This is a genomic window from Pseudomonas sp. CFBP 13602 (assembly GCF_014842725.1).
GTDB classification, from domain to species: domain Bacteria; phylum Pseudomonadota; class Gammaproteobacteria; order Pseudomonadales; family Pseudomonadaceae; genus Aquipseudomonas; species Aquipseudomonas baltica.
In genome coordinates, this window is the sequence record NZ_JACYVT010000005.1 from 446,714 (window position 1) to 473,708 (window position 26,995).

Genomic DNA, 26,995 nt, shown 5'->3' on the forward strand with positions numbered 1-26,995 from the left:
ATCGCTGGGGCCAGCGCCCTTCGAGCCAGTCTAGGCATCTTTAAGCAGAGACGTGTCGCCGGGCGGCTCGGTGCCACATTCCGGCTCTTTCTCAGGGCTGGAGCTCGCACTCGCTCCAGCCCGAGGCTCCCTGAGCGTCAGCAGATCTGCAGGCGGCGCAGGCAGGCGCATCTCGGCAATTTGCTGATCGGCTGCCGTTGAAAGAGGCATCCCCCAGGCGCGCACGAAGGCTCGCAGATCAGCCCAAGCGGCCATGCTCCCGAACAGTGCTAAGTTATCGAACGATTGGGCTCGTGAGGGCGTTGTGCTCCAAGGGCCATGCTCACGGGCAATCCGGTTCAACCGTGGCCAAAAAGCGTCGCCAAACCCAAGGCGTAGTTGCTCCAGGGCCGCCAGACGCTCGAACGCAGATAGCTGGGTTATGTCCAGATCAGCCGCGGCCTGCTTTTCCAGCGCATTGTCCCAAGTGTCCTTGCCGTTCGCGCCGGGGTGAGTCAAATTCGACCGCACACCGAATACCCGCTGGGTCGCCATGGCGAAGAGGTTGTTGGTCACTTCGCTGAAATCATTGGGCAAGTAGGCGCGCATCTGGTTCTGATGACCTATTTCGTGAGGCACTGCCCACTCCGCCTTGAGGCGCTCGGGTTCAAGCAGCCCTCGTGCATACGCCATGTTGTATGCCGTGTACCCGGTGGTGGCATGTGCCGATCCAGCGCCACCGTGGTTACCCAGTACAAGATGATATTTCAGCGGAGCCGGTGCATGAAGTTCTTCTGCCTTGTCCAGACCCAGTAACGTCTCTTGCACGTCAATGATGCGCTCGTAAGTTGCCATCAGCAGCGGTATGCCACTGTTCTTGTAAGCCTGCGCCGATGCCCGATCGACGGTCAGAACGACCCGGGCGCTGTACAACTCCACGTACGGGGTTGGCCGGGCGTCGAGCATGGCGTGATAGACCGCTGTTGAGGTATTGCCGTGCTCGAAGTAGGGAAGTTCCTGTGCACCCAGAATGATGACATTGGCGGCGTTTATTTCATTGGCCAGTTGGAAGTAGATGACCCCTCCACCAGGATCGGTAATGGTATTGGTGCCAAGTTGAAGGGGATAAGTTCGTTGCTGGGAGTATTGCGTGTCCGTGTCGGCGTAAGGGGCGCCAATGAAAAGGTTCATCGCGATGGGCGGGGTGTCCGTGTGTACTACGATCACTTTGAAAGCGCTATTCTTGGGGGCGTAGAAACCTGTTGGTTGCCGGTTCATCAGGGGAAAGCGCGTACCCAGTCGATACATGGCCGCGAAACGGTCCACGGTGGCCTCGAACGTCGCCCAGCGGTGCCTGCGGATGCCTATGGAGCCATCGCCCTGAGTGACCAGCCGGAAGCGCTGGTTTAAGTTGCCGGCCACCAGGATCTCCATAGTCGGTGTCTGATGATTGAAGGTCAGCACGTACCCAGTCAGCACGGACTGGATCGATACGGTGTCATCCGAGTAGCGCCTGATTTGGAAACGTTGTGTCCGAACGTCTTCTTCCGGCTGCGCCCACAATCGAGCGCCGTCGGAACTCAAGCGGTAACGCGTATAGCGGTTTTGCACGAATTGATCTTCACCAGCGTTCCCGGTCAACAGGAAACTTTGTGACTGGGAGCCGTTGTACAGTCGCGCATTTACCGCTGCGTCTTGAAAAGAAAGTACGGTATCCGGGAGCATGGGCCTGGCCTGATGGAAGTTGAGACACAATCAGGCTAGCAGGGTCAATGTAATGGTCGCGCCAGCGGAAACGGCAGAAATCAAAGGGGAGGGGCGTTGCAATGTTGCACACTGTTCGCAACTTACTGAATAAAAAAGGTATTCCGATTCAGTAGTTAAAGTCTGTACAAAGTTGGGGAGCTGAATGTTTTTTTACAGGATGAACGGTCGTATTAGCGTTGTTGAGTACGCAGGCCGTTCATTCATCAGCGGGCTTGAATTCACCCGTCAGGAATTCAAAGGAAGAGCCCAGGCCCTGGACGACTTCCTTCGGGGAATCTCACGCCCACTTTCATGATCCGGTTTCCGTCCATGACCGCGACCGTCCAGACGGTGCCGTTCCATTCTACGTGGTCGCCAACGATCGGCGCGCCGCCAACCCGCTGAATGATGAAGCGGCTGAGCGGCATCTGCGGGTCGAGCCCATCGAGCTTGAGGCCGTAGAGCGCCGACACTGCGCCCAATTGCGCGTCGCCTTCGAGGACGAAGTCGCCGAAGAAACGCAGGTCCAGACCGCGCTGCGGTGCCTGGCTGAACAGTTTGCCCAAGGCCGGCAGGTTGTGCTCGTGGCCGATCACGCACAGCAGGTCGTCCACTTCCAGCACGGTACTGCCGGATGGGTGGAGCAATTGCTGGCCGCGGAACAGTGCGGCGATACGTGTGCCTTCGGGCATTTTCAGCTCGCGCAGGGCTGCTCCGATGCACCACTTTTCCGCACCCAGGCGATACACGAACAGCTCCCACTCGCTGGTGATGTGCACCTCGAGGGCCGAACGCGAGATCGGCGCGGGATCCGGCGGCACGGTGACCTTGAGTAGCTTGGCTACCCACGGCAGGCTGGTGCCCTGTACCAGCAGCGATACCAGCACGATGAAGAACGCCAGGTTGAAGAACAGCTGCGCATCCGGCAGCCCGGCCATCAGCGGGAACACCGCAAGAATGATCGGTACCGCGCCGCGCAGGCCGACCCACGAAATGAAGGCTTTTTCGCGGCCATGGAACGCTTTGAATGGCAGCAGGCCGACCATCACCGACAGCGGCCGCGCGACCAGGATCATCCACAGGGCCAGGGCGAGCGCGGGCAGGGCGATGGGCAGCAGGTCGTGGGGCGTGACCAGCAGCCCCAGCACCAGGAACATGCCGATCTGCGCCAGCCAGGCCATACCATCGAGCATGTGCAAAATGCCATGGCGGCTGCGGATCGGCTTGTTGCCCATCACCAGGCCGCACAGGTAGACAGCCAGGAAGCCGCTGCCGTGCAGCGCGTTGGTCAGAGCGAACACCAGCAGGCCACCGGCTACCACCAGGATCGGATACAGGCCGGCGGCCAGGTTGATGCGGTTGACCAGTTGCAGCATGACCCAGCCGCCGCCCAGACCAATCACGCCGCCAATGCCGAACTCGCGCAGCAGGTGCCCCAGCAGGCCCCAATGCAGTCCGGTCTGGCCGCTGGCGATCATGTCGATCAGGGTCACGGTGAGGAACACCGCCATGGGGTCGTTGCTGCCCGATTCGATCTCGAGCGTGGCGGTCACCCGTTCGTTCAGGCCCTTGCCGCCCAGCAGCGAGAACACCGCCGCCGCATCGGTGGAACCGACGATGGCGCCGATCAACAGCCCCTGGATCATGCTCAGGTCGAACAGCCAGGCGGCGACAGCGCCAGTCAGCGCGGTGGTGATCAGCACCCCCACCGTGGCCAGCGACAGGGCGGGCCACAACGCCACGCGAAAGCTCGATACCCGCGTGCGCAGGCCACCATCGAGCAGGATTACCGCCAGCGCCAGGTTACCGACCAGATAGGCCGTGGGGTAGTTGTTGAAGATGATGCCGCCGCCGTCCACCCCGGCGGCCATGCCTACGGCCAGGATGATCACCAGAATGGGAATGCCCAGGCGGGAGGAAAGCGAGCTGACCAGAATGCTCGCACCTACAAGCAACGCGCCGATCAAGAACAGGCTGTTGATGAAGGTGGCATCCAAGGGCGGTACTCCGGTTTCTGAAAACGAGGTGAAAAGGCAGTCGCTCATGCAGGCTGCGTGCCAAGGGATAATAACCTGTGTAAATGCATAACTGTCAAAGCCTTGCGTGGAATCATCACACGTCGGCGGTGTTGCAGACGGGCACCAGCAGCCATGCTGTGGTGTTACGGGCAGGAAAAGTCCTACAGGACTTACGGATGCGCCTTGCATATGTGGAGGAGGGCGTTTGTAAGAATCAGCACCCTTTCTCCGTTCCAAGGGGAGTGCGTAGGTTTTTGTTTCGGCGTAGGAAGTATCGCGTGGATGTTTGGGAAGCCTCTTTCGGACCGGCCTGTTTGCGCTGTAGGAGGATTCATCGGCAAGAGAAGGAAGCCTCCTGCTAGTTGGGCCAATCATGCAAGCAGTGCCGGGCTTCGTATCCACCAACCGAGCGTCGTCTGGTGGTAGCGCTTATGTAGCGCGCTGTTGTGAGCCGTGCTGTCCAGAGTGGTCGCCCAATGTGCAAGAGCGAACCCATGGACACCTCACTCGATGAACAACTGAACAGCCTGCTCAATACCCATATCGGGCAAGACCACCTGCGCACTCCTTTGCTCAATCGCCTGCAGAGCCTGGTCGATGCCGTTGCCCAGACAACGCTCGCGCAGCAGAGCCTGGCGGCAGGGGCACCGCTGCTCCAGTCTCTCGATCACCAAGCCCGGGCGCAGCTGCAAACGGACACCGACCTTTATTGGAGTGACCTAGCCCCTGGCACCGTGTTATCGCGGTTACAGCACGCAGAGGCGCTGCGCGCCGAAGACCTGATGCATCGCGCCCAGTTGCTGGCAGCGTTGGGCGAAGTGACCGAGGCCGGGCGCAGGCTGTTGCTGGACGCTCTGCAGCCAGGCGAGGACGCCGTACTGCTGGTGTGCAGCACGGTAACGCTGCTGGCCAGCGACGGCACACACGCCATGCTGCCCGGCGCCGAGTTGATCGAGCGCCGGGGTGGAGGACGCTGTTTGCTGGTGTGCCCTGGGCTGGAACAGCAGTTGTTCGAGTTCGGCTGCGCCACCGAGGCTGGACGTGGTCTGATCGAGTATCTGTTTTCCGCCCAGGGCCACGTGCTGCGGCAGCGCCTGGCCTTGCAGTTCTCGGCAAACGGCCTATCGGGCCTTTCCACAAGCCTGGGCGCCAGGGTGCGTTTCGTTCCACACACAGCGCGCGTACTCGAACATGGTTTGCGGACCAGTATCGCCAGCCAAGTGGTGGCCCAGGCCGAAGCTGGATCACCGCCTGAATACAGTGAGTCAGGGCAGCGATCGGCACACTTCTGGCTTCCTCTGCCCAAGGCCATCAGTGCCGTGGTGGCTGCTGCCATCAGGGCGGATGGCGAGCGCCAACGGGCGCTGCTGACCTTTGGCGGCATCACGCCGAATATCGCCACGGCGCTGCTCAAAGAGAAGCTGGATGCCTGCGAAGGAGGTGTCCAAGGGTATGCAGGTGATGCCCTGGACAGCCCTGAACACAAGCATTACCGCCAGCTCCACGGTGCCTGGCAAGCGGCGCAAGGCAAGACTCGACAGCTGCTCGAGGCACTGACCACAGAGGCGTCCTGGCCTACCCGTGCATTCTGGGCCCACGACAGGGGGCAGGGCCTGTCGCGCCAGCATTCGCTGGCGCTGGAACTGAGCAACGCCCTGCGCCATGACGCCGGGCTGCAAGTCTGCGAGGGCACGCTTGCGGAGGCCGACCTTGAGCGGATACTGGAGGTCGTGAATCAGCCTGACGCTCACCTGCGGGGCGCGGAGGGTACGGTGGTCGCCGAATTGGCGGTGGGCGAGGCGACCTATGCCTGCACGCTGCCTGGAGCCTACATCATCGCTGCGGCCAGCGTGTGGGTGAACACCGAACAGGTCGTGCCTGCGCTGCTGTTCCTGACAGGAGAGAGCGGTGGCGTGCGTCGCTTCGCTTCGCTCGAGCAACTGTTGCAGTGCGTCACGGCCAGTCTGCGTGACCCCACCTTCACCGCGCTCTGGGCGCGCTTCCCTGCTGATACGCAGAAACGCCTGGCACCGCTGCTGGCGCTGGAAAAACTGCCACTGGTGACCACGCCGGTCGAAGGAGACTGGATCGACAGCCACCTTCGCGCGACGATCGATCGGTACGATCAGGCAGCAGCGCGGATGCCCGATGACCAAGGCCGGCAGCGTCTGCGAGAGGAGCTGGCGAGCGCATTGCGGCAACCGGCGCACGGCATACGAGAAACAGCCATCGGCCATATCGCCGAGCAGCGCCGTCTGCAGGCCGTGTTGCAGGCGTTGCCTCGCTGGCTGGCGACAGCGGGGCAGACCCAGCGAAACCACTATGCCGGCCTGCTCGATGACTACAACCGGCTGGCGGCGGGCCAGGAGGCGTATCTGCAAGGTCGGCCGACCACGATCCGGGCCTTCGCGGCCGATCTGCTCGAAACACGGCTCAGGGCCGACCTGAAGCAGAGCATCGATCCCGAGCGACTGCTGCTGAGGCTGCCCGACAGTGTCGAGGTCAAGGCGGTGCCCAATGTGCCCTCGCAGATTCAGGTGCCCAGCGCTGCGCATTCCACGATCAGCATCGTCGAATTGGCCTTGCTCAATATCGACCGGCAGATGACCTTGCGCCTGAGGTATGCGCAATGGGTGCATCGAGACACCGGTGCCGAGGTGAGCATGGCCGGCCTGGACATCCCCTACTTGCGCAGGTTGGTGCTTGAACTCGATGTGGCCCGGCGTTATCGGGAAAGCGTCCAGGCGCTGTTCACCATCGCTGCGGGTGCGTCGGCCAGGCCCGCGCTGCACGGGCAGATCATGGCGCTGCCCTACAGCGCGGCATTCAGGCTGCAGGCGTTTGGTGCCTGGTGTCAGGGTTGGCTGACCGAGCAGGCCTGGCAGATGCTGGAAAGGGCGGCGCAGTGCAGGTCCGCCGCCGCGCAAGCGGCGCTGGGGGTGTCACTCGGCGCGGTCACCCTGAGCCTTGGGCCCGGCCAGGCGGACTTGTCCAGCGGCCTGCTGCTGATCCAGGCACCCGCCCAAGACCTTCACTGCCTGTACCTGCCCGATGTGCCGCACGGCGCTCACTTCATCCAGGCAACCAGTGTTCAAGGCCTGCGCGACAGCCTGTTGTTGCGCCTGCGCAGCGCATCGGTGCGCCGGTGGTTGGCGGGGCAAGCGGGCGTCGGCCAACCCACGGCAGCGCGCGAAAGCTACATCGAGCAGGCTTATCAACGCAGCTATGGCCGCTTCATCAAGTTTTCCCCGTTGGCCGATCCTGTCTGGCCGTTGGCGACCAAACTGCTGCGCGATCACCGATCGAAGCTGCTCGATGATGCCAGCCTCATCTCTCGCAGCCGCGAGGATGTGCGTGCGGCTTTCGCGCGGCAACTGCGCGAGGGTGGTCAACAGTTATTGATGTCCGGGCTTGCCTACCTGCCGGGTATCGGTACGCTGATGCAGCTCAGCGACGGCTGGCATGACGCCAGGCAGGCGGTGCAGGCCTTTGCGGGCAGTGACCCCGCGCTGGGCTTGCGCCGCCTGGCATCGGCCGAACTCAACTTCGGTTTTGCCCTGCTGTCATTTCTGCCGGGGATGGCGGCTGCCAAAGTCGCGCGTGGCAGTTTGAAGCCGCGCCAGGGCCTGCGCCCGGCTGCGCTGCAGGTAAGCCCGCAGCGAACGCGGCTCGACGGTTTCGCAGGCCACGAGACGTCGGTCAGCCTGGTCGGCGCCAGGCTCCAGCGCGGACCCGACGCCGGTACCTGGAAACAGGGCGGCAAGCTCTATCTCTGGCAGGATGGCCATGCCTACGAAGTGTTTCGTCGCCGCGGCGAACTCACTTTGCGCCTGCGTCGAACCGCAGCCAACAACCACGAACATCCGGTTCGACCAGGCCCCGATGGACGCTTCGTCACTCATCTGGATACCGGTTTACGCGCCGGCGGCCGCTCGCGTGCAGGAAGCAGCACCGGGGCCACTGCCGACCCCAGCGCCATGGGCGACTACCTGATCGTACCGGATGATCGTCCCGTCATGAGCCAGGTACTGGCCCGAGGGGGGCGCTACAACCTCGATGAAATGGCTGCGTCGCTGCAGGCCACGCCGGGGGATGCAGCCCGCAGTCGGTTCTTCGCCCAGCGCCGGCAGTTGTTGCAGGACGCCGATGCCTACCTCGAGCACACACCGCGCGAACCGCGCGTGCCGCTGCCGGTGCTGGCCAGCGACGTTCAACCTGCTGCCTTGATTGCCGCCGTGTATGAAAACGCCAATGGCCTGGTGGTGGGGGAAGCCCATTCCTCGGCAGCCTCCAAGCGGTTTCTGATCGACAACTTCGCGACGCTTGCAGCCACTGGCGTGAAGACCTTGTACTTCGAGCATCTGCCGATGGATTTCCTGGCCGACGACCTCAAAGCCTTCAATGGCAGCGGCGTCATGACACCGGCGTTGAAAGCCCGGTTGCAGTCGCTCGACACCGGCCACAAAGTGGACGCGGGGCAGCCTTTCACCTTCGAGCAGGTGGTGGTCAAGGCCCACGACGCCGGTCTGCAGGTGGTCAGCCTCGATTGCGCTGCCAGCTGGTATGCCAAGGGCGTGATGGATGCGCGCAGCACGGCGCGTCAGCGCATGTTCAGCTACCTGGCGACCCGGGTCATTGCCGACCATCAGCACGCCACGGGCGAGCACAACTGGGTGGCGCTGGTGGGCAACAGTCACGCCAACACCTTCAAGGGCACGCCAGGCCTGGCCGAACTCAACAAGGCCATCGGGGTACGAGTCAGTACGCCGGATGCCGGCGGCAGACCTGGCCTGCGTTCAGATCCGGGCTTCGAGACCCATTTCAATCAGGGCATGGTCAAAGCCGACTTTCTGCTGGAGCTGGAAGTACCCACCCAGCATCTGCGTCCGTCGGCTGGCACTGGCGAGCTCACTGCGTCGCAGCTAGCTTTGGCCACCGAGATGGAAGCCTTGCTGACCCACACGCCCGTCGGTCTGGGACCGGCGCCGCCGCGGTTGATTCATCCCGGCTCCTTCTACCTGCAGAAGGTAGAAGGCAAGCGCCAGGTGGTGCACCTGAGTCGCGACGGCAACATCTACCACACGCCCGTCGAGAAGACGCTGGGCCGCTACTGGTTGTCGCGGCCCAGTTGGGACAAGGTCCATGGACGCAGGTTCTGGACACTGCAGGGCCTGCTGGCGGCCATGGCCGAGCAGAACCTGAGCCTCGTGCAGCCCTGAATACCGACCGATGCGCCTGATGGAGAGGCAAAAAAACGCCACCGCGGCGCAGGCCGGGGTGGCGTTTTCCTTCGTGACGGCGTTAGCCGATGCTCATCAAGCTCGCGTTACCACCCGCGGCGGCGGTGTTCACGCTCAGCGCGCGCTCGATCACCAGGCGCTCCAGGCAGATGCCGGTTTCACCCTGCGACAGGCCATGCACACCAACGATGGCGCCGCTGCGCTTGGCGATCTGCTCGCACACCGCGCGCAGCTGGTCGGAGTCGCCGTGATGCAGTACGGCATCGAAGTGCACCTCGTCCTTGTTCCACTCCGGCACCAACTGGATGCGCGCCTGCACTTCCTTGGGCAAACGCCCGCGCACGGCCTTGCCCAGCTCGTTGTCGGGCACTACTGCTCTGGAACCCACGGCCATCACCGCTGCCAGCTGCGCCAGCAGGTCGGCTTCGGTGTCGGCCAGGCACAGCACGTGCTCGCGCGGCAGAATGGTGTAGCTGTTGCGCTCGCCGGTGGGGCCATCGAGCAGCCGGCTCACGCCGCTCTGCGACTGGGCGGCGAAGTCGCTGCACAGTTGCGCCAGTTCGGCCTGCTGGTTGCTCGAAGCCCAGGCTTGCAGGGCCTGCAACGGTTTGCCCAGGGCGTCACGCAGACGCACGTCCGGCGCCGTACCGGCATCGGTGCGGGCGAAGGACTGGGCGATGGCGTCGTTTGGCCGGGTCGACAGCAGGCGGTACAGGTACAGCGGACCACCGGCTTTCGGGCCGGTGCCCGACAGGCCTTCGCCGCCGAACGGCTGCACGCCCACCACAGCGCCAACGATGTTGCGGTTGACGTAGACGTTACCGGCATGAACGTTGTCGATCACCTTGGCGATGGTTTCGTCGATGCGTGTGTGCACGCCCAGGGTCAGGCCATAGCCGGAAGCATTGATCTGGCCGATCAACTGGTCCAGGTCGCGACGCTTGTAGCGCACTACGTGCAGCACCGGCCCGAAGATTTCGCGCTGCAACTCGTCGAAGCTTTCCAGCTCGATCAGGGTCGGCATGACGAAAGTGCCGCGCTTGATTTCGGCACTGTCGGCTATGGCCATCTGGTACACGTCGCGGCCTTTGTCGCGCATGCCCTGGATGTGTTTCTCGATACCGGTTTTGGCCTCGGCGTCGATCACCGGGCCAATGTCCACGTTCAGGCGCTCGGGATTGCCCAGGCGCGCTTCGGCCATGGCGCCCTTGAGCATTTCGATCACACGGTCGGCCGAGTCTTCCTGCAGGCACAGCACGCGCAGGGCCGAGCAGCGCTGGCCGGCGGAGTCGAAGGCCGAAGACACGACATCGATCACTACCTGTTCGGTCAGCGCCGAGGAATCGACGATCATTGCGTTCTGGCCACCGGTTTCGGCGATCAGCGGAATCGGACGACCTTGCGAGTCCAGGCGCCCGGCGATGTTGCGTTGCAGCAACCGCGCCACTTCGGTGGAACCGGTGAACATCACGCCCTTGACGCGCTCGTCGCCCACCAGCCGTGCGCCCACGGTTTCACCGCGGCCCGGCAGCAGTTGCAGCACGCCTTCGGGGATACCGGCTTCGAGCAGCAGGCGCACGGCCTGAGCGGCCACCAGCGGGGTCTGCTCCGCCGGCTTGGCCAGCACCGGGTTACCAGCGGCAAGGGCCGCAGCGACCTGGCCACTGAAGATCGCCAGCGGGAAGTTCCACGGGCTGATACACACCACTGGACCCAGCGGCCGATGGGCATCGTTGCTGAAGTCGTTGCGCGCCTGCACCGCGTAGTAGCGCAGGAAATCCACGGCCTCGCGAACTTCGGCGATGGCGTTGGCGAAGGTCTTGCCGGCTTCGCGGGCGAGCAGCCCCATCAGCGGCTGGATCTCGGCTTCCATCAGGTCTGCGGCACGCTCCAGCACGGCGGCGCGTTCGGCCGGCGGCGTGGCCTGCCAGATCGGGCCGTTGATCAGTGCGCACTGGATCGCGTTGTCGACGTCGGTGACCGTGGCTTCCTGAACATGGCCGACCACGTCGCGCAGGTCGGACGGGTTCAGCACAGGCTGGGCCGGTTCGTTGCTGGCCTCGCAGCCCAGCATCGGCAGGGCTTTCCAGTCGGTGTGGGCAGTGGCCAGCAGGGCCGACGACAGCGACGCGAGGCGATGCTCGTTGGCCATGTCGATACCGGCCGAGTTGGCCCGGTCGCTGCCGTACAGGTCACGCGGCAGCGGAATGCGCGGATGAGGCAGGCCGAACTGGCCCTCCTGGGTCGCCATCCGCTCGATGGTGGCCACCGGGTCGGCGACCAGCTCCTGGATGGAAATGGACTGGTCGGCGATCCGGTTGACGAACGAAGTGTTGGCGCCGTTTTCCAGCAGGCGGCGGACCAGGTAGGCGAGCAGTGTTTCGTGGGTGCCGACCGGTGCATACACGCGGCACGGACGGTTCAGCTTGCCATCGGCGACCTTGCCCACGACCTGTTCGTACAGCGGTTCGCCCATGCCGTGCAGGCACTGGAATTCGTACTGGCCGGGGTAATAGTTCTGACCGGCAATGTGGTAGATGGCCGCCAGCGTATGGGCGTTGTGGGTCGCGAACTGCGGGTAGATGACTTCCGGCACCGACAGCAGTTTGCGCGCGCACGCCACGTAGGACACGTCGGTGTACACCTTGCGCGTGTACACCGGATAGCCTTCCAGCCCCTCGACCTGGGCACGCTTGATTTCGCTGTCCCAGTAGGCGCCCTTCACCAGGCGGATCATCAGGCGATGACGGCTGCGCCGAGCCAGGTCGATGACGTAGTCGATCACGTACGGGCAGCGCTTCTGGTAGGCCTGGATGACGAAACCGATACCGTTCCAGCCGGTCAGTTGCGGCTCGAAGCACAGACGCTCGAGCAGGTCCAGCGACAGCTCCAGGCGGTCGGCTTCCTCGGCGTCGATGTTCAGGCCGATGTCATAGTGCTTGGCCAGCAGAGTCAGCGACAGCAGGCGCGGGTACAGCTCTTCCATGACGCGCTCGTACTGCGCGCGGCTGTAACGCGGGTGCAGCGCTGACAGCTTGATGGAGATGCCCGGACCTTCATAGATGCCGCGACCATGGGAGGCCTTGCCGATCGAATGGATCGCCTGCTCGTAGGAGGCCAGGTATTTCTGCGCGTCGTGCTCGGTCAGCGCCGCCTCGCCGAGCATGTCGTAGGAATAGCGGAAACCCTTGTTCTCGAACTTGCTGGCATTGGCCAGCGCTTCGCCAATGGTTTCGCCAGTCACGAACTGTTCGCCCATCAAGCGCATGGCCATATCGACGCCCTTGCGGATCATCGGCTCGCCGCTCTTGCCGATGATGCGGCTGAGCGACGACGACAGGCCCGATTCGTTGTGCGTCGACACCAGCTTGCCGGTCAGCAGCAAGCCCCAGGTTGCCGCGTTGACGAACAGCGAGGGGCTGTTGCCCAGATGCGGGTGCCAGTTGCCGGTGCTGATCTTGTCGCGGATCAGGGCATCACGCGTGCCCTTGTCGGGGATGCGCAGCAGCGCCTCGGCCAGGCACATCAAGGCCACGCCTTCCTGGGAGCTGAGCGAGAACTCCTGCAGCAGGCCCTGAACGATGCCGGCACGGCCACCGGCGCTTTTCTGGTTGCGCAGCTTCTCGGCGATGCGCGCGGCCAGCTTGTTGGTGGCTTCGGCCATGTCGGCCGGCAGGCGCGCCTGCTCCAGCAGCATCGGCACCACTTCGGGCTCGGGGCGGCGATAGGCGCCGGTGATCGCGGCGCGCAGTACCGACTGCGGCAGAATGCTTTCGGCGAATTCGAGGAAACACTGATGGGCATGGTCGGGCTGGATGTCGCCCGCATCGTCATTGCCACTCACCCCGGCGCCGGTCAGTTCGGTCAGCGTCGCGCCGCCTTCCAGCTTCTCCAGGTAGTTGAAGATCGCCTGCTTGATCAACCAGTGTGGAGTGCGGTCGATGGACTGCGCGCAAGCCTTGAGGCGTTCGCGGGTCGGGTCGTCCAATTTGACGCCCAGGGTGGTGGTTGCCATTTCTTGTCCTCATCAGGGCCACGGTGCGTGGCAATAAAGCCGGCGGCAAGATTAGCCGTGCGCTTTGCGGGGTGCAACCAGGTGCAACCTGTATATCGACGAAAGTTGCACCGCTCGACGGAAAATCTTTTTGCATGGGTTGAATCTGCACAACCCAGGTGCGGCTGTGTAGCGAATGACAGGCGAATGCTCCGAAAGGAAGCAGATACACCGTGTTTATCCAGATGTTTCCAGAGGTGCAACTTGCTTGCCAAAAGGGGTTGCGCCCGTCTCCAATGCCGGCCTAATGTTCGGCGCCGTTGGGTCAACCCGGACATCCTGCAATCTGCCGACCTGTACATGAAGCGCCGAAGCGCGCTCGCAGGCTCATAAAAACAACACAAGGAGACACCCATGAGTGTCAGCAACCCCACTCTGATCACCTTCGTGATCTACATCGCTGCCATGGTCCTGATCGGCCTGTTCGCCTACCGTTCCACCAACAATCTTTCCGACTACATTCTCGGCGGTCGCAGCCTTGGCAGCGTGGTCACGGCCCTGTCCGCCGGCGCCTCGGACATGAGCGGCTGGTTGCTCATGGGCCTGCCGGGCGCGATCTACATGTCCGGTCTGTCGGAGGGTTGGATCGCCGTCGGACTGATCATCGGCGCCTACCTGAACTGGCTGTTCGTCGCAGGCCGGCTGCGCGTGCAGACCGAGCACAACGGTGACGCCCTGACCCTGCCGGACTATTTCGCCGGGCGCTTCGAAGACACCAGCGGCCTGTTGCGGATCATCTCGGCGGTAGTGATCCTGGTGTTCTTCACCATTTACTGCGCCTCAGGCATCGTCGCCGGCGCGCGATTGTTCGAAAGCACCTTCGGGATGTCCTACGAGTCCGCCTTGTGGGCCGGCGCTGCAGCGACCATCGCCTACACCTTTGTTGGCGGGTTCCTGGCGGTAAGCTGGACGGACACGGTGCAAGCCACCCTGATGATCTTCGCGTTGATCCTCACGCCGATCGTCGTGGTGCTGGCCACTGGCGGCGTCGACACGGCCTTTCTGGCCATCGAAGCGCAGAACCCGGCCAATTTCGACATGCTGCGCGGTACCACCTTCATCGGCATCATCTCGCTGCTGGGCTGGGGGCTGGGCTATTTCGGCCAGCCGCATATTCTTGCCCGCTTCATGGCCGCCGATTCGGTGCGCTCCATTGCCAAGGCGCGGCGCATTTCCATGACCTGGATGATCCTTTGCCTGGGTGGCACCGTGGCCGTGGGTTTCTTCGGTATCGCCTACTTCTCGGCGCACCCCGAGCTGGCCGGTCCGGTCACCGAGAACCACGAGCGGGTGTTCATCGAGCTGGCCAAGATCCTCTTCAATCCGTGGATTGCCGGGGTGCTGCTGTCGGCCATTCTGGCTGCGGTGATGAGCACCCTCAGCTGCCAGTTGCTGGTGTGCTCCAGCGCCCTGACCGAAGACTTCTACAAGGCGTTCCTGCGCAAGGGCGCCTCGCAGCGCGAACTGGTCTGGGTGGGCCGCATGATGGTGCTGCTGGTGGCGTTGGTTGCCATCTGGCTGGCGTCCAATCCCGACAACCGCGTACTGGGCCTGGTCAGCTACGCCTGGGCAGGTTTCGGCGCGGCGTTCGGACCGGTGGTGCTGATCTCGGTGGTCTGGAAAGGCATGACCCGCAACGGTGCGCTGGCGGGCATTCTGGTGGGTGCAGCGACGGTGATCGTGTGGAAACACTTCGAGTTGCTGGGGCTGTACGAGATCATCCCAGGCTTCGTGTTCGCCAGCCTGGCTATCCTGATCGTCAGCAAGCTGGGCCGCGGGCCGTCACCGGCCATGGTCAGCCGCTTCGAGCGCGCCGAGGCGGCGTTCCACCAAGGCAAGTGATGCAGTGGGGGCTGCCAGCTCCCCTGAAAAACCCCATCTGAAATGCTAGACTCCTGCGCATCTGCAGGAGTCCCCATGAACTATCGTCATGCCTTCCACGCCGGCAATCACGCCGACGTGTTCAAACATATCGTCCTCACCCGGCTGGTTGCGCTGATGTCGCGCAAGGAACAACCCTTCGCCTACCTCGACACCCATGCCGGGCTGGGGCTCTACGACCTGCGCGGCGACCAGGCCACGCGCACCGGTGAATGGCTCGAAGGCATCGCCCGCCTGTGGCAGGCCACCGACCGCCCGGCGCTGACCGACGACTACGTCAAGGTCATCAACCGTCTCAATACCGAAGGCGAGCTGCGTTACTACCCCGGCTCGCCCGAGCTGGCACGCCGGTTGATGCGCCAGCAGGACCGCGTGCTGCTCAACGAGAAACACCCCGAAGACGGCCAGCTGCTCAAAGAAAACATGAAGAAGGACCCGCGTGTGGCCGTGCACCTGGGCGAGGGCTGGCACGTGCCGCGGGCCCTGCTGCCGGTGGCCGAGAAACGCGCGGTGATGCTGATCGATCCGCCGTTCGAGCAACTCGACGAGCTCAAGCGCTGCGCCACTGCCCTGAAGGAAACCATTGGCCGCATGCGCCAGACCGTGGCGGCCATCTGGTACCCGATCAAGGACGACGAGCGTGCGCTCAAGCGTTTCTACCAGGACCTCACCAGCACCGGCGCGCCGAAGCTGCTGCGCGTGGAGTTGCTGGTGCACCCGCTGGACACACCGCAGAGCCTGAACGGCTCGGGACTGGTCATTGCCAACCCGCCGTGGGGCCTGGAAGAAGAATTGCGCGAGCTGATGCCCTGGTTGGCCAATCTGCTCGGCCAGAGCCAGGGCGGCTGGAAGATGGACTGGCTGGTCGCCGAGTGACCCTCAAGGCGTGAGGCGCGGCCCTGTGCCGCCCGGCCGCGGGTCGTTGGCCACGTACTGCCGGTGATATGCCTCGGCACAGCGGAAGGTCAGGCCTTCGGCCCGCGTGGATAGCGCTTGAGCCGTTCGATCAGTTCGGCGCCGGGAATCGGCTTGTCGAACAGATAACCCTGGCCGACGTCGCAGCGTTGGCGCCGCAGGAAGGCCAGTTGTGCAGCGGTCTCGATACCCTCGGCCACGACCTTGAGCTTGAGGTTGTGCGCCATGGCGATCACTGCCGAGGTAATTTCCATGTCGTCCTGGTTGTCCGGGATCTCGTGGATGAAGCTGCGATCGATCTTGATCACGTCGATGGGGAATTTCTTCAGGTAACTGAGCGAAGAATACCCCGTGCCGAAGTCATCCATGGCCAGGGTCATGCCCAACTGCTTGAGCTGTTCGAGTTGCTGATGGGTGTCCACGGTGGCTTCCAGCAACAGACCCTCGGTCAGCTCCAGCTCCAGCAACGAGGCGTCCAGGGCCTCTTCCTGCAGAATGCTGGCGATGGACGCGACCAGGTCGGGGTCGGAAAACTGCTTGGGCGACAGGTTGATCGCCACCTGCAGGCGGCCCAGCCCGGCCGCTGTGAGGGCTTTGCTCATGCGGCAGGCCTGACGCGCGATCCACTTGCCGATGGGGATGATCAACCCCGTCTCTTCGGCCACGCTGATGAACTGATCGGGGCGAATCATGCCTTTTTCCGGATGGTTCCAGCGCAGCAGCGCTTCCATGCCCAGCAGGCGGCCCGTGCGCAGGCACAGCTTGGGCTGGTAGAACACATCCAGTTCGTTCTGGGTCAGTGCCCGCCGCAGGTTGTTCTCCACGAACAGCTTGTAGCTGGCCTCGGCGTTCAGCGCTTCGGTGAACACCTGCACCTGATGCTTGCCATTGGCCTTGGCCTTGTGCAGCGCAAGGCCTGCGTTCTTCATCAAGGTCTGCGGGTCGCGCCCGTGCAGCGGCGCACAGGCCAGGCCTACGGAACCGGTGACGTTGATCAGCTGGTTATCCACGAACATCGGCTTGTCCAGCGTCAGCAGCACCTCCTGGGCAATGCGCTGGCCGGCTTCCAGATCAGTGTCGTGCAGCAGCACGGCGAATTCGTTGCTGGCAAAACGTGCCAGGCTGCCGGCCGGACTCAGGCTGTTGCGCAGCCGGCGCGACAGGCTCACCAGCAGCTTGTCGCCGGTCTGGTGGCCAAGGCTGTCGTTGATCCGTTTGAAGTTGTCGATGTCCACCAGCATCATGCTGATCGGCCGGTCGCTGTCGTGGGCGAAGCTTTCATCCAGGCAGCGGATGAACGCCGGGCGGTTGCCCAGGTTGGTCAGATTGTCGGTGTAGGCCAGGCGCTCGATGCGCTGCTGGGCCAACTTGCTTTGGGTGATGTCTTCGTAGATGCCGATGTAATGGGTCAGCTCACGGTCGTCGCCGTACACCTTGGAGATCGACAGCTGGCCCCAGTAGGGTTCCAGGTTCTTGCGGCGGCTCTTGAATTCGCCTTGCCAGCTGTTGCCGTTGGCCAGGCTCGAAGGCGCGTCGAACAACAGCTCGCTGAGGTTTTCCAGGGCTGGCAGATCCGCTAGGCGCTTGCCGTGGACTTCCTCGGTGCTGTACTGGGTAATCGCGGTGAAGCTGGGGTTGACGTACTCGACCACGCCATCGCAGTTGACCAGCAGAAAGGCATTGGCGCTTTGTTCGACCGCGCGCTGGAACAGATTCAAGGCGCTGGTGGCCGCACGACGGTCGTGGTTGTTGATCACCTGGGCGAACTGGTCGGCGAGCTCGCCGGCGAAGGCGATCTCGTCCGCACGCCAGACCCGCCCACCGCCACTCTGCTCCAGGCACAGCACGCCGACCACCTGGCCGTCGATACGGATGCTGGCATCGAGCACCGAGCTGACATCGCGCATTGCCAGTTGCCGGGCAAGCTGGCGCGTGCGCGGATCGCTGGCCACGTCGCTGGCGTCGATGGCGCGGCTGGCGTGCAGGGCCGCCAGGTAATCGGGGAATTCCCCCAGGTCTACAGGCTGCAGACAGCCATGCACCTGCCGATCACCGTAATAGGCGGTAATGGGCAGCAGCTGCTGGCCTTGCAGTGTCCACAGGCTGGCACAGTCCACGGCATAGATATCGCAGGCATTGCGCGTGATCAGTTCGGCCGCCTCGAGCAACGGCTTGTGAGGCCCGTAGCGTTGTTGTGCCAGGCTCAGGATCAATGCCTGCTGGGCGCTGGCGCGCTCCATGTGCTGCAGTTGTTCCTGTTGCGCGCGCTGGTTCAGTTCCAGCGCCATCTGCAGCGGGCTGCTCACGCTGGCGGGTTTCAGCGTGTCGTCGACTACGTCGCCGACGGCCGCGTCGACCACCATCAGGTAGCCCCGCAACAGCTGCCGATTGCGTTGGCGAAAGGCTTCGCCCAGCTCCATCAGGTGCAGGCTGCCGTGGTTGCTGTGCAGGGTATACCGCACGGTGTAATGGGCGCTGTCGACCAACTGCGCCTGGATGGCATCGTGCAGACGGTGCCGCGCCTCCGGCTCCATCAGGCTGGCGTAGGGCGAGCCGGTCAGCGAGCACAGCTGCGCGGCGGGAAGACCGAAGGTTCGTTCGCAGGCCGGATCCAGATAAAGCAGTGCCCAGCTGGCCTCGTTCAGCCGTTCGAAACGCAGCATTCCCAGGCGCGAGGGCACCGGCAGCTGCGTCACTACCTCGGCCACCATGCGGTTGGCGGCATCGGGCTGGCTTTTCATTGAAAACTCGCTTCAAGGGTACTGGTCGCGCAGGGACAACCATCCTTACAGGCTAGGGTCCCTACAGGCGGGCGCGTCAGGCAAGGTTGCATCATGGCGCTCGGGCTTACAAGCGGTACAGTGGCTCGGTGCTTCCATGTTGTCGGCAGGCGCACAAAATTCTGCAATTGGATCCGAAAATACTGGTTACATGAGGGCATTTACGCTCTGCGCTGCACACCGTTCCCGTACTTCGCGGTCGAATCCAGGGCAAAAAAAACCCACCGGTAATGGTGGGTTTTTTTCATTCGGCCAGCGTTACAGCAGCATGGTGCGGATATCGGTCAGCAACTCGCCCAGACGTTTGGTGAAGCGCGCAGCGGCCGCGCCGTTGATCACACGGTGATCGTAGGACAGCGACAGCGGCAGCATCAGCTTGGGTTGGAACGCCTTGCCATCCCAGACCGGCTGGATGGTGGCCTTGGAGACACCCAGGATCGCCACTTCCGGCGCGTTGACGATCGGCGTGAAGCCGGTGCCGCCAATGTGCCCGAGGCTGGAGATGGTGAAGCAGGCACCCTGCATGTCGTCTGCCGAGAGCTTCTTGGTCCGGGCTTTTTCGGCCAGAGCGGCGGCTTCGGCAGCCAGTTGCAGCAGGCTCTTCTGGTCGACGTTCTTGATCACCGGCACCAACAGGCCGTCCGGCGTATCGACCGCGAAGCCGACGTTGACGTATTTCTTGCGGATGATCGCCTTGCCACTGGGCGCCAGCGAAGCGTTGAAGTCCGGCAGCTCCTTGAGCAGGTGCGCACAGGCCTTGAGCAGCAGCGGCAGCACGGTCAGCTTGACGCCGGCCTTTTCCGCCACGGCTTTCTGCGCCACACGGAACGCTTCCAGCTCGGTGATATCGGCCTGGTCGAACTGGGTCACGTGGGGCACGTTCAGCCAGCTGCGATGCAGGTTGGTGGCACCGGCCTGCATCAGGCGGGTCATCGGTACTTCTTCGGTTTCGCCGAAGCGGCTGAAGTCGACCACCGGGATCGGCGGAATGCCAGCACCGCCGGTGGCGCCGGCAGCAGCGGCCGGTGCCTCCTTGGCCTTTTGCATCATCGCCTTGACGTAGACCTGCACGTCTTCCTTGAGGATGCGACCGTGCGGGCCGGTCGGGCTCACCGCGTTCAGCTCGACACCGAACTCGCGCGCCAGTTGGCGAACGGCCGGGCCGGCATGCACCTTGGCACCGGCCGCTGCGGCAGGTGCTGCGGGTGCGGCAGCAGGCTTCTCGGCAGCCGCCGGGGCAGCTGCAGGCTTGGACTCAGCCGCAGCGGCAGCCGGTGCAGCCGCCTGGGCCGGCGCTGCAGGGGCAGCACCGGCCACTTTCAGCTTGAGAATCAGGTCGCCGGTACCCACTTCGTCTTCCAGCTTGACGCTGACGCTTTCAACCACGCCGGCAGCCGGAGAAGGAATCTCCATGCTGGCCTTGTCCGATTCCAGGGTGATCAGCGACTGGTCGGCTTCGACCGTGTCGCCGGCCTTGACCAGTACTTCGATGATCTTGGCCTTGCCGGCCGAACCGATGTCCGGCACGTGGATGTCCTGCACGCTGTCGCCAGCAGGCGCTGCGGCCGGCTTTTCAGCCGCTGCAGGCGCTGCTGCGGCAGGCGCGGGAGCGGCGGCCGCTGGGGCAGCAGCAGGGGCTGCGCCTTCGACCGCAAGCTTCAGGATCAGGTCACCGGTACCGACTTCGTCGTTCAGCTTGACGCTGATGCTTTCCACCACGCCAGCAGCCGGCGATGGAATTTCCATGCTGGCCTTGTCCGACTCCAGGGTGATCAGCGACTGATCGGCGGTGACGGTGTCACCCACCTTCACCGAAATCTCGATGATCTGCGCCTTGCCCGACGAGCCGATGTCCGGCACGTGGATGTCCTGGCTCGAAGCCGCGGCAGCGGGAGCAGCGGCTGGGGCAGCGGCAGGCGCGGCCTCGGCTTTCTCTTCCAGCTTTGGTGCAGCCGCAGGCTCGGAAGCCTGGGGTGCTTCTTCAGCACCCTCGACTTCCAGCTCCAGCAGTTCGTCGCCTTCTTTCAGGCGGTCGCCCAGCTTGACCTTGATGCTTTTCACGACGCCCGCCTTGGGCGCCGGTACTTCCATGCTGGCCTTGTCCGATTCGAGGGTCAGCAGGCTCTGCTCCGCCTCGATGCGGTCGCCGACCTTGACCAGCAATTCAATGACTTCACCTTCACCGCTGCCGATGTCAGGTACGCGAATGAGTTCGCTCACAAAAAATCTCCTCAGCAGTCCAGTGGGTTGCGTTTGTCAGGGTCGATACCGAACTTGACGATGGCCTCGGCCACCACCTTCGCTTCGATATCGCCGCGATCTGCCAAGGCTTCCAGAGCAGCCAGCACGACGAAGTTGCGGTCCACTTCGAAGAAGTGACGCAGCTTCTTGCGGCTGTCGCTGCGACCGAAGCCATCGGTACCCAGGACTTTGAATTCCTTGGAAGGAACCCACTGACGAATCTGCTCGGCGAACAGCTTCATGTAGTCGGTAGAGGCAATGACCGGACCCTTGCGACCGCTCAGGCACTCTTCGACGTAGGTGGTCTGCGGCTTCTGCCCGGGGTGCAGGCGGTTCGAACGCTCGACGGCCAGGCCGTCGCGGCGCAGTTCGTTGAAGCTGGTGACGCTCCACACGTCGGCGCCGACGTTGAACTCTTCGCGCAGGATCTTCGCCGCTTCGCGGACTTCACGCAGGATGGTGCCCGAGCCCAGCAACTGGACGTGGTGCGCCGCTTCCTTGGTGTCTTCCTCGAGCAGGTACATGCCCTTGATGATGCCTTCCTCGGCGCCGGCCGGGATGGCAGGCTGGGTGTAGGCTTCGTTCATCACGGTGATGTAGTAGAAGATGTCCTGTTGCTCTTCGGTCATCTTCTTCATGCCGTCCTGAATGATCACCGCCAGCTCGTAGCCGTAGGTGGGGTCATAGGTGCGGCAGTTCGGGATGGTCGCGGCAAGCAGATGGCTGTGGCCGTCTTCGTGCTGCAGGCCTTCGCCGTTCAAGGTGGTCCGGCCGGCGGTGCCGCCGATCAGGAAGCCACGGGTGCGGCTGTCGCCAGCGGCCCAGGCCAGGTCGCCGATACGCTGGAAACCGAACATCGAATAGAAGATGTAGAACGGCAGCATCGGCTGGTTGTGGTTGCTGTACGACGTACCGGCGGCGATGAACGACGACATGGCGCCGGCTTCGTTGATGCCTTCCTCGAGGATCTGGCCCTTCTTGTCCTCGCGGTAGAACATCACCTGGTCCTTGTCGACCGGATCGTAGAGCTGACCGACGGAGGAGTAGATGCCCAGCTGGCGGAACATGCCTTCCATACCGAAGGTACGGGCCTCGTCCGGGATGATCGGAACGATACGCTGACCGATTTCCTTGTCCTTGACCAGCTGCGACAGAATCCGCACGAACGCCATGGTGGTGGAAATTTCACGGTCGCCCGAACCGTCCAGGATCGCCTTGAGGGTTTCCAGGGGTGGCGTCGGAATGCTGAAGCTCTTGGCCCGGCGCTGCGGCACGAAACCGCCCAGTGCGGCGCGGCGCTCGCTCAGGTAGCGGGCTTCGGCGCTGCCTTCTTCAGGCTTGTAGAACGGCATGCTTTCCAGCTCGTCGTCCTTGATGGGGACGTCGAAGCGGTCGCGGAATTTGCGCAGGCTGTCGACGTCGACCTTCTTGGTGTTGTGCGCGGTGTTCTTGGCTTCGCCTGCACCGGTGCCGTAACCCTTGATGGTCTTGGCCAGGATGACGGTCGGCTGATCCTTGTGGTTCACCGCCTGATGGTAGGCCGCATAGACCTTGTACGGGTCGTGGCCACCACGGTTGAGCTTCCAGATCTCGTCGTCGGACAGGTCGGCGACCATGGCCTTGAGTTCCGGCGAGTTGAAGAAGTGCTCACGGACGAACGCACCGTCCTTGGCCTTGTAGTTCTGGTACTCGCCGTCGATGACTTCGTCCATGCGACGCTGGAGGATGCCGTCGACGTCTTTTGCCAGCAGTGGGTCCCAGAAACGGCCCCACACGACTTTGTTGACGTTCCAGCCACCGCCACGGAACACGCCTTCCAGTTCCTGGATGATCTTGGCGTTGCCGCGAACCGGGCCGTCGAGGCGCTGCAGGTTGCAGTTGATGACGAAGATCAGGTTGTCCAGCTTCTCGCGGCCTGCCAGGGAGATCGCGCCCAGGGATTCGGGCTCGTCGCACTCGCCGTCGCCCATGAAGCACCAGATCTTCTGCTTGCCGGCAGGGATGTAGCCGCGGGCTTCCATGTACTTCATGAAGCGCGCCTGGTAGATCGCCTGGATCGGGCCCAGACCCATGGAAACGGTCGGGAACTGCCAGAAATCAGGCATCAGCCAAGGGTGCGGATACGAAGACAGGCCCTTGCCGTCCACTTCCTGGCGGAAGTTGTTCATCTGGTCTTCGCTGATGCGGCCTTCCATGAAGGCGCGTGCGTAGACGCCAGGCGAAGCGTGGCCCTGGAAGTAGATGAGGTCGCCACCGTGTTCGTCGGTGGGGGCCTGGAAGAAGTAGTTGAAGCCGATGTCGTACAGGGTCGCGCTGGAGGCGAAGCTGGAAATGTGGCCGCCCAGATCCGGGTCGCGCAGGTTGGTGCGCACCACCATCGCCAATGCGTTCCAACGCACCAACGAGCGAATGCGGCGTTCCATGAACAGGTCGCCAGGCATGCGTGCTTCGTGGGTGACGGGGATGGTGTTGCGGTACGGCGTGGTGATGGCGTAGGGGAGTTGTGAACCACTGCGGGTGGCCAACTCGCCCATGCGGGTCATCAGGTAGTGAGCGCGGTCTTCGCCTTCTTTGTCGAGGACCGACTCCAGGGCATCCAGCCATTCCTGGGTTTCGACGGGATCGAGGTCTTGCATGGCTTGCTCCAGGGCGGAAAGGCTTCCAGAATCGAAGCCTGAGTTTGCGACTGGCCTTGTGGGCAGACGATATTGAATTCTTGGATTACCGGCAGCTTTTCCGGCGAGCTGTAGTTTTACTACAAATCCCTGCCCTTTTCATGCCCCTGCGGGCGGTGGGCAGCCGGGTAGACACAGGATACAGGCTTTTGGCCCCCCGTCCGGTTGTGGGTTGGATCGTTACCTGTGATCGAATGTATTCATCTTGAGGCCATGCGTGAGTGACTTGTGCCAACATATTGGAAAAGTCAGCTATTTATCACCTTTGTTCGACAGATCAGGGACAGATGAACCTGTCTATACAGACCTTTACCAGGCTCTTCACGCTGCACAAGGATAGACCATGAACCTGCCTTTGCTGGTCGAAATTCCGGCTGTTCTCACGCCTTTGGTGTCACGCAATCGCGAGTCGTTCCAGGCGGCGGTGGCGGGGGCTGAGGACCTGTTCGCCGATCTCAGCAGCACCACGCACACTGTGGGAGCGGGCTCTGCCCGCGAAGAGGCCCTCCCAGTCACCACCCCCCTCAACTGGCTCACCAAGCGCTGGCAACAATGGGACCGCGTCACCACCGCCAGCGACTTCGTCCTGCAGCAGGCCATCCAGAACCCCGCCATGCTGCTCGGCCTCATCGCCAGCGGCGACCTCGACCGTCCCTTCAGGCCCGGTGAACTGCGCGAGCAGATCGCCCTCGCCGTGGCCCAGGCCGAGAGCGAAGACGACCTTGCCCGCATCCTGCGCCGCCAGCGCGCGCGGCAGCAGGTGCGCATCATCTGGCGCGACCTCAACCGCCTCGCCGACCTGGTGCAGACCTGCCGCGACCTGTCGGACATGGCCGACGCCTGCATCGACCAGGCCTATCAATGGCTGTACCCGCGCCAATGCCAGCAGTTCGGTACGCCCATGGGCCGACGCAGCGGCGAGCAGCAGCACATGGTCGTGCTCGGCATGGGCAAGCTGGGGGCAGTGGAGCTGAACCTGTCGTCCGACATCGACCTGATCTTCGGTTACCCCGAAGGCGGCGAAACCCAAGGGGTGAAACGCCCCCTCGATAACCAGGAGTTTTTCATCCGCCTCGGCCAGCGCCTGATCAAGGCCCTGGATCCGATCACCGTCGACGGTTTCGTCTTCCGCGTCGACATGCGCCTGCGCCCCTACGGCTCGTCCGGTGCGCTGGTGCTCAGTTTCAACGCGCTGGAGCAGTACTATCAGGACCAGGGTCGCGACTGGGAACGCTACGCCATGATCAAGGCGCGGGTGGTGGCCGGCGACCAGCAGGCTGGTGCGCAACTGCTCGATATGCTGCGACCGTTCGTCTATCGCCGCTACCTGGATTTCTCCGCCATCGACGCGTTGCGCACCATGAAGCAACTGATCCAGCAGGAAGTGCGGCGCAAGGGCATGGCCGACAACATCAAGCTGGGCTCGGGCGGCATCCGTGAAGTCGAATTCATCGCCCAGGCGTTCCAGTTGATCCACGGCGGACGTGACCTGAGCCTGCAGCAGCGACCCTTGCTCAAGGTGCTGGCGACCCTGGAGGGGCAGGGCTATCTGCCTGCTGCGGTAGTGGACGAGTTGCGCGAGGGCTATGAATTCCTGCGCTACACCGAGCACGCCATCCAGGCCATCGCCGATCGGCAGACACAGATGCTGCCCGACGATGAGCGGGACCGTGCGCGCATCGCCTTCATGATGGGCTTCGCCGACTGGCCGGCTTTTCACGCGCGCCTGATGCACTGGCGCGGCCGCACCGCCTGGCACTTCGCGCAGGTGATCGCCGACCCGGACGAAGACGCCGAGAACAGCGAGGCAATGGTGATCGGCGGCGAGTGGCTGCCGCTGTGGGAGGAAACCCACGACGCCGATGCGGCCTGCCGGCAGTTGCAGGAAGCCGGTTTCAGCGACGCACGCCAGGCGCTCAAGCGTCTTGAAGACCTGCGCAGCAGCCCGCAACTTCGGGCGATGCAGCGCCTGAGCCGCGAGCGCCTGGACGCCTTCATTCCGCGCCTGCTGGCGCAGGCGGTGGAGCACGCCGACCCGGACCTGATTCTGGAACGGGTGCTGCCGCTGGTGGAAGCCGTGGCGCGGCGCTCGGCGTACCTGGTACTGCTGACGGAGAACCCCGATGCCTTGCGTCGCCTGCTGACCCTGTGCGCCGCCAGCCCATGGATCGCCGAACAGATTGCGCGTTTCCCGTTGCTGCTCGACGAACTGCTCAACGAGGCACGGCTGTTCAACCCGCCGTTGGCACCGGAGCTGGCCGCCGAGTTGCGCGAACGGCTCACGCGCATTCCCGAGGACGACCTGGAGCAGCAGATGGAAGCGCTGCGGCATTTCAAGCTGGCGCACAACCTGCGCGTGGCCGCTTCGGAAATCGCCGGCGCCTTGCCGCTGATGAAGGTCAGCGATTACCTGACCTGGCTGGCCGAAGCGATTCTTGCGCAGGTGCTGGCCCTGGCCTGGCACCAGACCGTGGCGCGCCATGGCGTACCCAAGCGGGCCGACGGCAGTGACTGTGATCCGGCCTTCGTCATCGTCGGTTATGGCAAGGTCGGCGGCATCGAGCTGGGCCATGGCTCGGACCTGGACCTAGTGTTCATCCACGATGGCGACCCGAGCCTGGAAACCGACGGCGCCAAGCCGATCGACAGCGCCCAGTTCTTCACCCGCCTGGGCCAGCGCATCATTCACCTGCTGACTGCACAGACCAACTCCGGCCAGCTGTACGACGTCGACATGCGCCTGCGTCCCTCCGGTGCGGCGGGGCTGCTGGTCAGCTCGGTGGCGGCGTTTTCGCGCTACCAGCAGACCGAGGCGTGGACCTGGGAGCACCAGGCGCTGGTGCGCGCCCGGGTGCTGGTAGGCTGCCGCCAGACGGGCGCCGAGTTCGAGCAAGTGCGTGGCGCCGTGCTGGCCAAACCGCGCGACCTGGATACGCTGCGTGCCGAGGTCAGCGAGATGCGCGCGAAGATGCGCGACAACCTGGGGACGCGGCAGACGGCAGCAGGGCGCGGCGCCAATGCCTTCGAAGCTGGCCAGCGCTTTGACGTCAAGCAAGACGCCGGTGGTATCGTCGATATCGAATTTATGGTGCAATACGCGGCTCTGGCGTGGTCGGGCAAGCACCCGGACCTGCTGCGATACACCGACAACATTCGCATTCTCGAAGGCCTGGAAGAGGCCGGATTGTTGCCCGCCGCCGATGCGGGGTTGCTGCGCGAAGCCTACAAGGCCTACCGCTCGGCCGCTCATCGTCAGGCCCTGCAGAAGCAGGCCGGGGTGATCCCGGGCAACCAGTTCATCGATGAACGGCGCGAGGTGATGCGGATCTGGGGTGAGTTGGGGTTGAGTTGAAGGCGGTACCCACCTATTTGCCCCGTAGGAGCGGTCAGTGGCCGCGAACAGGGCTCCGCGGTTTTTCAGGCACTGCGCGGCGTCTGGTTCGCGGCCGCTGACCGCTCCTACGGG

The 26,995-nt window shown here is 63.5% G+C and carries 10 protein-coding genes; 4 read left to right on the forward strand and 6 right to left on the reverse strand.

What is annotated here, in order from left to right; translation table 11 throughout:
* Positions 1–30: 30 nt before the first annotated feature.
* Positions 31–1,704: a M60 family metallopeptidase gene (locus IFU31_RS13270; protein ID WP_192103218.1), complete on the reverse strand. Its 1,674-nt coding sequence runs from the start codon at positions 1,702–1,704 to the stop codon at positions 31–33.
* 275 nt (positions 1,705–1,979) lie between these two features.
* Complete coding sequence (locus IFU31_RS13275) at positions 1,980–3,722, reverse strand: potassium/proton antiporter (RefSeq protein WP_122479769.1); 1,743 nt, start codon at positions 3,720–3,722, stop codon at positions 1,980–1,982.
* Between the two features lie 515 nt (positions 3,723–4,237).
* Here IFU31_RS13275 and IFU31_RS13280 point away from each other — a divergent pair.
* Complete coding sequence (locus IFU31_RS13280) at positions 4,238–8,962, forward strand: membrane-targeted effector domain-containing toxin (RefSeq protein WP_192103220.1); 4,725 nt, start codon at positions 4,238–4,240, stop codon at positions 8,960–8,962.
* Positions 8,963–9,044: 82 nt separating this feature from the next.
* On the opposite strand, the gene putA is transcribed toward IFU31_RS13280, so the two are convergent.
* Positions 9,045–12,998, reverse strand: a complete 3,954-nt coding sequence (gene putA / locus IFU31_RS13285; protein ID WP_192103222.1) for a trifunctional transcriptional regulator/proline dehydrogenase/L-glutamate gamma-semialdehyde dehydrogenase — start codon at positions 12,996–12,998, stop codon at positions 9,045–9,047.
* 393 nt (positions 12,999–13,391) lie between these two features.
* On the opposite strand from putA, the gene putP reads away from it, so the two are divergent.
* Positions 13,392–14,879 (forward strand): sodium/proline symporter PutP, encoded by a 1,488-nt coding sequence (gene putP, locus IFU31_RS13290; RefSeq protein ID WP_122479766.1) that lies wholly within the window; start codon positions 13,392–13,394, stop codon positions 14,877–14,879.
* Between the two features lie 75 nt (positions 14,880–14,954).
* Positions 14,955–15,794: a 23S rRNA (adenine(2030)-N(6))-methyltransferase RlmJ gene (locus tag IFU31_RS13295; protein WP_192103224.1), complete on the forward strand. Its 840-nt coding sequence runs from the start codon at positions 14,955–14,957 to the stop codon at positions 15,792–15,794.
* A gap of 89 nt (positions 15,795–15,883) precedes the next feature.
* Here the strand turns inward: IFU31_RS13295 and IFU31_RS13300 are convergent, their stop codons facing one another.
* From IFU31_RS13300 to aceE, 3 genes are all read right to left on the reverse strand, one after another.
* The gene (locus IFU31_RS13300; protein ID WP_192103226.1) at positions 15,884–18,574 is read right to left on the reverse strand and encodes a sensor domain-containing phosphodiesterase; all 2,691 of its coding nucleotides are present in this window, start codon (positions 18,572–18,574) and stop codon (positions 15,884–15,886) included.
* Between the two features lie 297 nt (positions 18,575–18,871).
* Entirely contained in the window at positions 18,872–20,833 is a 1,962-nt protein-coding gene (aceF, locus tag IFU31_RS13305) for a dihydrolipoyllysine-residue acetyltransferase (protein ID WP_185794785.1), read from the reverse strand.
* 11 nt (positions 20,834–20,844) lie between these two features.
* A complete protein-coding gene (aceE, locus tag IFU31_RS13310) occupies positions 20,845–23,490 on the reverse strand; it encodes a pyruvate dehydrogenase (acetyl-transferring), homodimeric type (RefSeq protein ID WP_122479762.1) in 2,646 nt (881 codons plus the stop codon).
* A gap of 382 nt (positions 23,491–23,872) precedes the next feature.
* On the opposite strand from aceE, the gene glnE reads away from it, so the two are divergent.
* A complete protein-coding gene (glnE, locus tag IFU31_RS13315; protein ID WP_192103228.1) occupies positions 23,873–26,881 on the forward strand; it encodes a bifunctional [glutamate--ammonia ligase]-adenylyl-L-tyrosine phosphorylase/[glutamate--ammonia-ligase] adenylyltransferase in 3,009 nt (1,002 codons plus the stop codon).
* Positions 26,882–26,995 lie beyond the last annotated feature (114 nt).

Coding starts and splice junctions, on each gene's coding strand:
- IFU31_RS13270 (WP_192103218.1), bottom strand. CDS start 1,704: ATGCTCCCGGATACCGTACTTTCTTTTCAAGACGCAGCGGTAAATGCG.
- IFU31_RS13280 (WP_192103220.1), top strand. CDS start 4,238: ATGGACACCTCACTCGATGAACAACTGAACAGCCTGCTCAATACCCAT.
- putA (WP_192103222.1), bottom strand. CDS start 12,998: ATGGCAACCACCACCCTGGGCGTCAAATTGGACGACCCGACCCGCGAA.
- putP (WP_122479766.1), top strand. CDS start 13,392: ATGAGTGTCAGCAACCCCACTCTGATCACCTTCGTGATCTACATCGCT.
- IFU31_RS13295 (WP_192103224.1), top strand. CDS start 14,955: ATGAACTATCGTCATGCCTTCCACGCCGGCAATCACGCCGACGTGTTC.
- IFU31_RS13300 (WP_192103226.1), bottom strand. CDS start 18,574: ATGAAAAGCCAGCCCGATGCCGCCAACCGCATGGTGGCCGAGGTAGTG.
- aceE (WP_122479762.1), bottom strand. CDS start 23,490: ATGCAAGACCTCGATCCCGTCGAAACCCAGGAATGGCTGGATGCCCTG.
- glnE (WP_192103228.1), top strand. CDS start 23,873: ATGAACCTGCCTTTGCTGGTCGAAATTCCGGCTGTTCTCACGCCTTTG.